The following is a 9450-nucleotide window of genomic DNA, read 5'->3' as shown; positions in this document are numbered from 1 at the left end:
CTCATGCCGACCGAGTATCGGCCACTTCCGCCCCAACGCCGCCGTGGTGCTCAACAAGTCTCCTCAGTCCGTGGTCGCTCGACAGAGCAATGATCTTCTCTGTCGCCAGATTCCACGTAACTGTTAGCTGGGGGATGAACCCTTTGTCTTGCGGGTTGCGCTCGACGATCTCGACGTCGATGCCCGACTTCGCGCCGTGGGCGACCACGGTGTTCTTGAACCCTTGGTCCACCAGCGCTTTCGTGACCGCGGGGGTGCGGGCGGCGACCTTGTCGAGCAGCGCGGTGCCGACCTGGTTCTCGTGCACGCTCGCCGCCATCACCACCACCGCGATGATCAGCCCGAGGACGTCGACGGCGATGCCCTTCTTGCGGCCCGGGACCTTCTTCGCGGCGTCACGGCCGGTGGTTGAGGCCGGGACGTTGACCGCGGCGTGCACGGACTGGGAGTCGAGCACCACCAGGGACGGGTCCTCGGCGCGTCCGGCGCGCTCGCGCACCTGGCAGCGCAGGATCTCGTGGATCGTCTCGGTCGTGCCGTCGTCGCGCCACTTGTAGAAGTAGTACTTGACCGCGCCGGGCGGGGGCAGGTCGTGCGGCAGGTACTCCCACTGGCAGCCGGTCCGGGACTGGTAGAAGATCGCATTGACGATCTCGCGCATCTCGTACCGGCCCTGATGTCCGCTGACCGAGGGATGCGCCGCCTTCCACGCCGTGATCACGGGCTCGATCAGCGCCCACCGCTCCACGGTCAGGTCGCTCGGGTACCCCCTGCGCTCCACCACGCCACCAGCCCAACACGGCCAAACCCGCCGTGCAGCCGTTTCCCGCCCATACCCACACGATCAGGCGATACTGAAACGGTCAGACCGTCACATCCCGCCCTCTCAGCACGCTTTCGTCGAGACTGAGGAATGCCGAGATGGCTTCGTGCACCTCGGACTGCGAGGGATCGTCGTCGTAGCCTTCGACGGTGAAGACTCTGGCCACCCCGCCGAGAACACGGACGGGGATCGGTGAGCTGCGGTACCAGCCGAATTCTTGATCGTACGTGACTGGGCCGAGACCGGGAATCTCCACGCCCGCTCCTTATCGAGATCGAGATTGAGTTCGAGATTGAGTTCGAGTTCGGGGTCTCAGCCTTCGAGCGCGGCTGTCACTGCTTGCAGCGGGAACGGGGTCAGTCGGCTTTCGCGGGCCATGGTGCGGTAGAAGTCCGTCATCAGTACGGCGGTCGCGGCATGGCGCATGATGAGGTCGGCGGCGAGGGGCGGGATGCCGGTGGGCCGGGTTCCGGCGGCGCAGGCGCGCAGGAATGTGGCGCGCTCCTCGCTCTGGAAGCCGTACAGGGCGGTGGCGAGCCAGATCGTCAGGTGGGTGAGGCTGTAGGCGCGGTCGTAGACCTGGTTCGCGGCGAAGAATTCGGCCTCTCGGGGGTCGAGGTCGAAGCGGGAGGAGATGGCCAGGCCGTAGTCGGCGAAGTACAGGTGCCGGCCGTCCGTCAGCAGGTTCTGGAAGTGCGCGTCGAAATGGAGCAGCCCGCGCGCGTTCATGAACGACGTTCCCGCCGGCACCTCGCGCGCCACCATCGCGCAGGCCTGCGTGACTGCCTCGTCGCCGGCCTTGACCTCCTCGCCGAACCAGTCGTGGAGGTTGTGCGGGAAGTACTCCAGGAACAGCGCGAGGCTTGCCGGGGCGTCACGCATCGCCTCGAGACGGTTGCGTACGCCCGGCGCGCCGCCCCAGAACTCGACGACCTTGTCCACGTCGGCGATCTCCTCGGGCAGCGACTGGCCCGGGTGCGGGAGCACGCGCCAGTGGTACATCAGGGCGAAGCCCTCGAATTCGCGCGCGAGCACCCAGTTCGTCGTCATGACCTGCACGGCGAGTTCGCGCCAGGCGCCCCAGCCGGGTCCTCCGGCGATGCCGTAGTGGCAGTACAGGGGCAGGTCGAAGAGGTTCGCGGTGGAGCGGAGGTTCTCCGGCCGCAACTCCAGGTCGGTCAGCGGGACGCGCTTGACGAACACGCGGGTGCCGCCGACGTCGAGCAGCGCCGCGGTGCCGCCGATGCCGGAGTCCAGGGGCGGTGCCGCGTCGATGAGGGCGGCCAGATCGCGGTCGCTGTGCAGGGCGAGTGAGGTGGAGACGGAGGAGTATGCGGCCAGCCGTTGCGCGTACGCCGAGGATGGTGAAGATGACGAGGAGGATCCTGCTTCTCGCATGTTCCTGGGCTCCTTGGTGCGCGGCGGTCCGGTCGGGCGCATCCCCACGTGCCCCACTGGTCCGGCCGGCCGCAACGACCGCTCTGGACCCGGTGATCGTCGATCGGATCAGCAGCCTGCCTGCCAGCGTACCGATGTGCAAGATTGCGCGTGGACGCGGTCGGGAGGGCGTGGCACTCTCGGCGCGTGCCGCGACCGTTCCCAGTCTCGACGACCTCACAGCCTTGATCCAGGACTCGTTGCTCAATGCAGCCGATCTCCTGGACGACGCGCGGGTCCTGCTCGACGCCGGCGCGCCCCTCGCGCGCACGCCCTGGCGACCTTGGCGGTGGAGCAGGTCGGCAAGTCGCACCTGTGCGTCATCGGCTCCAGGTGGGCACAGATCGAGGTCGGCTCCGTGTTCGGCCCGGGCGGCGAGTCGTTCTGGGAGCGTGGGGCAGTCACGCGGTCAAGCTCTTCTGAGTGCGCTCCTTTCTCGAAGTGGCGGAAGCACCGCCAGATCGCTGATGGCCTGCCCGCCGTCGGCAAGCGTCACCGCGAGATCGACCACGACCCTTCCCGGTGCGTGCTCCCCGAGCGGACGCGTCGGGGCGAGCGCCTCGACAAACCCGGACTCCAGCCCCGTGACCTCTGCTAGATCTGCCAGCAGTCGGGCCCCGGCATGCCCGACCACACTCCTTCCATCCGCCGTCACATGCAGCCGCGGCCGCGGCGAACCTGGAGCTTCCACCCGGAGGGTGCCCCTTTCGCTGTGACTGATCGAGCGTAGAGAAGCCGATCATCCCAGCGCAGAGGGCACCTTCACGTCGCTGACCGCAGTCCGGGCGCAGGGCCCCACCCCTCGCCGAGCCCGAAACCGTCCTCCGGCATCCCGGGCTCGACCGGCGGGCAGTCATGCCCTGCCCCCCACACGTCGGCGCACTCGAGCAACGCACGTTCGCGGTGATCCGTGCCGAAGACGAACGCGACCCCGCTGCCAAGCGCCCGCAGCGTCACCTGCCCCGGCACCGGACGCGCGTCCTCCTCCACGGCGCAGCCGGCCGCCCTCAACGCCGCCATCAATTCGGACTGCCCGACCCGCTCGCGATAGCGCACGAACCACTGGCCGGGCCCGAGACCCGTCCGCGGCAGTTCGATCGCCTCGCGCCATGTCTGCACGGTCAGCGAGAGCACCCGGCGGCACCGGCAGGCACACAACTCCAGATCGCCGTACCCAAACCGGTGAGGCCAGCGGCGCTGCTTTCCCACCCTCCCCAGATCCAACGGAGCCCCCAGATCGGCAGCGATCTCGCCGAGCAGAGCGCCGCAGCGCACCGGGCCGACGGCCCCGGTCAAGCCGAACTGAACGAGTTCGTCGATCACGGTCACCCGCGCAGGCTCGCACCACATCCACGGGAACTCAAGTGAGATACAAAGATCGGCGATACACGTCACTCACCCAGAAGGTGCACCCTGCCGGGCCCTCACACGACGCCAGCCCGCGCTTCGACACGCCCCACAGCCACATCGGCCTGTTCAGGCCTGAACTCGCGTCCAGCCAACTGGACGGACCAGGCTAGGCCGTTTCTTAGTTAGATCAGCTCTCTTCATAGGGGTGCATTTTGCGAGGCCCGAATCCGGACGGCCGCCGGTCGCCGCGGCATGCGAGGTGATGTGGGTGCGCGGCGCGGGGGAGTGGTGGAAGATGGGCGAAGTGCCGTCGACATCATTCCGGCTTGGAGGGGACTTGTGGGAATCACGAGGCCGAGGCAGTTCGATCATTTCAATGAGCTCACACGTCGGCTCTACGGCGATGTGCTGCGGGATCTCAAACTGACCGACGAATCCATCGACGCCCAAGACCTTCATCAGTTGGAAGACTCGCTCGCCCTCGTGAACGACGCCATCCAGCACTCGGATCGGTTCAGCACCTACTCGGTCGAGATCACCCCGCAAGGCACCGTCCTCACGTCGAATTCGGATAGGGCGCACCTTACGGTGGGCATCATGCCGTTCCTCCTGCATGCGAAGACGCGCATCCTCGACCGGATGCGTGAGCTGCGATCACAAGAGGATCTCAGCTCCCTGCGCGAAGAAGTCGTCGAGAACATCGCCGATCCGAGCGAGCGCGAACGGGTCGAGAGCGTCTTCCAAGCACGTGAAGAGGCCGGCGCCGAGGCGAAGCAGCGCCTGGCCAGGGAAGCGGTGGAGACGGCGGCGCAGGAGGCGAGACTTCATCACGACATCCAGGAGCGCAAGGAGAGACTCGACGTGGAGATGCGGTTCCGACGCTCGGAGATCCGCCGGTCCTACCTCCAGCGCGACATGATCGCCGGTGCGGTCGGCCCGATTCTCCTCCTCGGCCTTGCCGCGACGATCGTCACCGCGATGTTCAACCGGGTCGTGGTGTCGGGCACGGTCTCGGATTCCTTCCTGCTCATTCTCGGGTACTTCTTCGGCAACGCGACCAACCAGAAGCAGGGCGCCGCGGGAAAGAAGGGCGGCAGGAAACCCGCACGGCGGAGCGAGCCGCCGGCCATGCCGACGGTGACCATCACGGAAACGCCCAAGCCTGCTGATTCGTTGCCGAACGCCCCGTCGGGCGGGGCGGCCGCGAGCGCGTAGGGCGTAGGGCGTTTGCGCGCGAACGCTGCGTTCGGGCGATGGCGCTAGGTGCGGCGTGGGGCCTCGGCGGCGGCTTTGAAGAAGGCGAGGGTGCGGCGGAGCATCACGCGTACGGACGGGTCGAGGGCGGTGGCCCAGGCGGGGTCGGTTTCGCGGCGGAGGCCGCACAGGCAGCCGAGGGCGTAGTCGTAGTCGGGCTCCTCGAGGTAGCCGAGGTGGCTGTACTCGAAGTCGCCCTGACCCATCAGCATGCGCTCGCTGAGGTCGCCGAGGGGTTCGACCGACCAGCCGTGCACCTTCTTCTTGAAGCGTATCGAGGCGTTCGCGGCGAAAACGCCCATGCCGAGGAAAAGTGACGTCAGGTCCGTGAGGCGCTCGTTGTCCTCGTTCTTGGCGGAGTAGCGCTTCTCGCCGAGGAGTCGGGCGTGGGCGATTTCGTGGGCGACGATGGCGGTCAGGACGGCGGGGTCGCCGGCTTCGGCGAGGTCGACCTCGATGTACTCGCGACCGTCGCGCACGCGGTAGTGGCCCACGGCGTGGCGGGTGCCGGCGCGGCTGCTGAGCTTCTTGGCGTTGGCGGCCTTCTCCGCCGTGCTGTCGAACAGCTCCAAGGTCAGCCGGTCCGGGTCGATCCCCATGACCCGCTCGATTCGGTCGATGAGGTCAGTGATCTGTTCGGGCGTGCCCTGATAGTCGGCCGGATAGAGCGCGCGGCCGGGCAGGGCGATCTGGCCGCGCGCGGCCTCGACGCCGAACTGGTCCCTGAGCCAGATCATCTTGCTCTCGATCCAGGCCTTGCGCTGCGGATCGACCGGACAGGTCGCGTCCGTCCGCCTCTCCCACGGCCGTCGTTCGACGCCTGATTCAATCCGTTCTTCTCCGCCGGACATGCCGCCCCCCTTGATTTATTACCCCGTTGAGATCATCCTCCGCGGCTTTGGTGGGCGCAAGCCTCCGTCGAGCCCTTACGTCCGACGAGGTGGAAGATGCGGCTGATCCGGCGGTAGGGGTCGCGGCGGCCGGCTTCGAGTTCCACGGCGGCGGCCGCCTCGAGCCGGGCCTGGTCGGTCGGGTCGACGGGGGAGCCGCTGAGGTCGAGCCAGTCGACGAAGTGCCAGACGCCGTACCAGGCGACGGGGGCGACGTCGCGGGTGCGGAGCTGGTCGCTGAGGTCTTCGACGGTGTCGGCGCGGGTGGGCAGGCCGAGGACGCCGATCTCGGTCCTGGTGTCGAACGCGGCGAGTGCGTCCTGCCAGCGGCCTTCCAGGGCGGGGCGTACGGCGGCGGCGTCGGCGTTGCCCGCCATGATCGAGACGACGGCGCCGGGGGCGGCGCAGCGGCAGAGCTGGTCGAGCAGGGGCTCGGGGTGCTCGAGGTAGCCGAGTACGCCGTGGCACAGGACCGCGTCGAAGCGGCGGCCGCCGAGCGCGGCGTCGGCCTCGGTGCCGTCGGCCTCCACGAAGGTGACGCGTCGCGCGCCCTCCTCGGGCAGGTGCCGCAGCCGCTCGCGGGCCTTGTCCAGCATGGCCGGCGACGGGTCGAGCAGGGTCACCTCGTAGCCGGCCTGGGCCAGCGGGAACGACTGGTGGCCCGCGCCGCCGCCGACGTCGAGCACGCGTGCGGGGGGCTCGCGGCAGGTGCTCGAGCAGCTGGCGGTGCATCACGTACGTGCGTACGCGGCCCTTCACGGTCGCGTAGGCGCCGTCGGCGAACTGATCGGCCAGCCCGGCCCAGGTGTCATCGGCCATGGCGGCAGGCTATCGTGCCGGCCGGTCAGGTCAGTGCGAGGTAGACGGCCAGCATCAGGCAGGAGACGGCGCAGCAGGCGGCCGCGGTGGCCGTCGGCCAGTGCAGCGGGACGGGCGAGCGCGCTGGGCCCTGCTCCAGTTCCATGGTCTTGAGATACTGGAGGTATCCGAGCACGATGAAGACCAGGCCGATCAGGGCCATGACGATCCCGATCGCGTCCGAGGTGCGCTGCAGGCCGGTTTCGACGCCGAACTTCGCGACCACGAAACCGAGGCCGGCGAAGGAGATCGAGGTCCTGATCCAGGCGAGCAGGGTTCTGCTGTTCGCCATCAGGTCCCTCATGCGGGCGCTGTCCTCGGCGTCCATGGTGCGACCGCTCCTCGGGCTGTGGTCACGGCGTGGTGCGGCCGGCGGGCGTGCGCGGGTTCCACCCGCGGCGCCCCGGGACCATTCTCCCGGGCACGGGTCGAGCGTGCCCGCGCCGAGGGGCCGAATGGAGCAGTCGAGCACGGGATCAGGACGCGCGGGCCCCGAGTGCCGGACTCAGGGCACGACGGTGACCGGCCAGCGGCCCGCCTTGACCAGGCGCAGCGCGACGGAGCCGAGGAAGCGGTGGCCCGCCTTCTCGGAGGCGCCGATGACGACGGCGTCGGCGCGCAGCCGGTCGGCGGTCTCGACGATGCCGGAGTAGGCGTCGCCGCGGACGGTGTGGAACTCCCAGCGCACGCGCTCGTCACCGGGCACGCGCTCGACGGCTTCGCGGATCTGGCGCTCGAGGTCCTCGGCGATCTGTCGGCCGATGTCGGCGGACGCGGCGGCGGCCTCGGGGGCGCTGACCATGCCCAGCGGCTGGACGTAGACGAGGGCGAGCAGCGAGTGCTGACGGCGGGCCAGGCCGGCGGCGTACGCGGCGGCGCGCAGTGAGGAGTCCGACCCGTCAAGGCCGGCCAGGATCACCGTGGGTCCGTCGGTTCCCAGTTCGAACATCGGCCGCCCTCTCGCCTCCGGACCGTCGCACGCGCGGTCCGTAACCTCGTCCTCGTCCGCGCCCCACCGTACGGCATCGCGCTCGGCGCCACGCCGCGCCGGTCCCGGACCGGACGTCGTCGCGCGGTTCTCGACGCGGGCCCCGCGGTGCGCGACTCTGTCCGGTATGGAGTCGACGACGGACACATATCGCGCCGCGCGCGACCTGCTGCAGGAATGTTCCCGCGACTACGCCGGGGCGGTGGCGCGCTTCAGCTGGCCCGACTTCGGCGACCGGTTCAACTGGGCAGTGGACTGGTTCGACGCGGTGGCACGCGGGGTGGAACGGACGGCGCTGTGGATCGTGGAGGAGGACGGGTCCGAGGCCCGGTACTCCTTCGACGCGATGGCCCGGCGCTCCGACCAGGTGGCCGCTCACCTCGCCGCGCACGGGGTGGGGCGCGGGGACCGGGTGCTGCTGATGCTCGACAACCAGGTGGAGCTGTGGGAGTCGATGCTGGCCGTGATGAAGCTCGGCGCGGTGGTGCTGCCGACGACCACGGCGGTGGGCTCGGCCGATCTCGCGGACCGGGTCGCGCGCGGCGGAGCGAGGCACGTGCTCGCCAACGCGGCCGACACCGGCAAGTTCGTGGGCGTGCCGGGGGACTACACCCGCTTCGCCGTGGGGGACGCGCCGGAGGGGTGGATCGCGTACCGCGACGCCTACCTGCGCGATGCGCCGCCGTCGCCGCATCCGGGCACGGCGCCGGGCGATCCGCAGCTGCTGTACTTCACCTCGGGCACCACGAGCCGGCCCAAGCTGGTCGAGCACACGCAGGTCTCGTATCCGGTCGGGCACCTGGCCACCTCCTTCTGGGTGGCCGCGAAGCCGGGCGACGTGCACCTGAACATCTCCTCGCCGGGCTGGGCCAAGCACGCGTGGAGTTGCTTCTTCGCGCCCTGGATCGCCGAGGCCACGATCTTCGTCTTCAACTACGCCCGCTTCGACGCCGCCGCGCTGCTCGCCCAGGTCCGCCGGGCCGGGGTGAACACCTTCTGCGCCCCGCCCACGGTCTGGCGGATGCTGATCAAGGCCGACCTGTCCGGCGGGCCCGGGCAGCTCAGGGAGCTGATGTCGGCGGGGGAGCCGCTCAACCCCGAGGTGCTCGACCAGGTGCGGCAGGCGTGGGGGCTGACCATCCGGGACGGCTACGGGCAGACGGAGCTGCCGCTGGCCGTGGGCAACGTGCCGGGGATGCCGGTCAAGCCGGGCTCGATGGGGCTGCCGCTGCCGGGCGTGCCGATCGTGCTGGTCGACCCGCTGACCGGCAAGCCGGGGCGGGAGGGGGAGATCTGCGTGGACCTCGCGCGGCGCCCGTTGAGCCTGATGACGGGCTATCAGGACGATCCCGAGCGCAACGCGGAGGCGATGGCCGGCGGCTACTATCACACCGGCGACGTGGCGTCCGAGGACGAGGACGGCTACATCTTCTACATCGGGCGCACCGACGACGTGTTCAAGGCCTCGGACTACAAGATCTCGCCGTTCGAGCTCGAGAGCGTGCTGATCGAGCACCCGGCCGTGGCCGAGGCGGCGGTGGTCCCGGCGCCGGACGAGCTGCGGCTGGCGGTGCCCAAGGCGTACGTCGCGCTCGCGCCGGGCTACCCGCCGACGCGCGAGACCGCGCTCGAGATCCTGCGGCACGCGCGCGAGCACCTCTCGCCCTACCAGCGGGTGCGCCGGATCGAGTTCACCGAGCTGCCCAAGACCATCTCGGGCAAGATCCGGCGGGTGGACCTGCGCGGACGCGAGCAGCAGGCGGCGCTGGGAGACGTGGAGCTCGCGGAGTGGCGCGACGAGCAGTTCCCGGAGCTGCGCGGGTAGCCGGGCGGGCGCCGCGGGGATACGG

At 69.7% G+C, this 9450-nt stretch carries 9 protein-coding genes and 2 pseudogenes; 2 read left to right on the top strand and 9 right to left on the bottom strand.

Translation table 11 applies throughout. The features are described from left to right. Position 1 precedes the first annotated feature (1 nt). The 5 genes and pseudogenes from KDL01_RS35380 to KDL01_RS35365 all read right to left on the bottom strand — a co-directional run bounded on the left by KDL01_RS35380 (position 2) and on the right by KDL01_RS35365 (position 3589). Positions 2-784: an IS5 family transposase gene (locus KDL01_RS35380; RefSeq protein WP_212533061.1), complete on the bottom strand. Its 783-nt coding sequence runs from the start codon at positions 782-784 to the stop codon at positions 2-4. 79 nt (positions 785-863) lie between these two features. Next, a complete protein-coding gene (locus KDL01_RS35375; RefSeq protein WP_212533060.1) occupies positions 864-1079 on the bottom strand; it encodes a DUF6985 domain-containing protein in 216 nt (71 codons plus the stop codon). 56 nt (positions 1080-1135) lie between these two features. After that, a complete protein-coding gene (locus KDL01_RS35370) occupies positions 1136-2221 on the bottom strand; it encodes a hypothetical protein (RefSeq protein ID WP_212533059.1) in 1086 nt (361 codons plus the stop codon). Positions 2222-2708: 487 nt separating this feature from the next. After that, positions 2709-2981: pseudogene (locus tag KDL01_RS44110) on the bottom strand (IS1380 family transposase); the annotation flags it as partial. Between the two features lie 41 nt (positions 2982-3022). Further along, the gene (locus tag KDL01_RS35365; RefSeq protein WP_212533058.1) at positions 3023-3589 is read right to left on the bottom strand and encodes a hypothetical protein; all 567 of its coding nucleotides are present in this window, start codon (positions 3587-3589) and stop codon (positions 3023-3025) included. 360 nt (positions 3590-3949) lie between these two features. Here KDL01_RS35365 and KDL01_RS35360 point away from each other — a divergent pair, with 360 nt between their 5' ends. Then, a complete protein-coding gene (locus tag KDL01_RS35360) occupies positions 3950-4825 on the top strand; it encodes a hypothetical protein (protein ID WP_212533057.1) in 876 nt (291 codons plus the stop codon). Between the two features lie 44 nt (positions 4826-4869). Here the strand turns inward: KDL01_RS35360 and KDL01_RS35355 are convergent, their stop codons facing one another. From KDL01_RS35355 to KDL01_RS35340, 4 genes and pseudogenes are all read right to left on the bottom strand, one after another. Beyond that, positions 4870-5715 carry a hypothetical protein gene (locus KDL01_RS35355; RefSeq protein ID WP_212533056.1) on the bottom strand — a complete coding sequence of 282 codons (846 nt, stop codon included), beginning with the start codon at positions 5713-5715 and terminating at the stop codon, positions 4870-4872. Positions 5716-5747: 32 nt separating this feature from the next. Further along, positions 5748-6573 (bottom strand): annotated as a pseudogene (locus KDL01_RS35350) (class I SAM-dependent methyltransferase). A gap of 25 nt (positions 6574-6598) precedes the next feature. Then, on the bottom strand, positions 6599-6940 hold the full coding sequence (locus tag KDL01_RS35345; RefSeq protein ID WP_212533054.1) for a YidH family protein: 342 nt from the start codon (positions 6938-6940) through the stop codon (positions 6599-6601). Positions 6941-7117: 177 nt separating this feature from the next. After that, positions 7118-7561 carry a universal stress protein gene (locus KDL01_RS35340; protein ID WP_212533053.1) on the bottom strand — a complete coding sequence of 148 codons (444 nt, stop codon included), beginning with the start codon at positions 7559-7561 and terminating at the stop codon, positions 7118-7120. Positions 7562-7727: 166 nt separating this feature from the next. On the opposite strand from KDL01_RS35340, the gene KDL01_RS35335 reads away from it, so the two are divergent. Then, on the top strand, positions 7728-9425 hold the full coding sequence (locus tag KDL01_RS35335) for an AMP-binding protein (protein WP_212533052.1): 1698 nt from the start codon (positions 7728-7730) through the stop codon (positions 9423-9425). Positions 9426-9450: the final 25 nt, after the last annotated feature.

This window comes from Actinospica durhamensis, from assembly GCF_018139695.1.
GTDB lineage: Bacteria > Actinomycetota > Actinomycetes > Streptomycetales > Catenulisporaceae > Actinospica > Actinospica durhamensis.
Note: the sequence above shows the minus strand (reverse complement) of the source record. Positions and strands in the feature narration are given on the sequence as shown.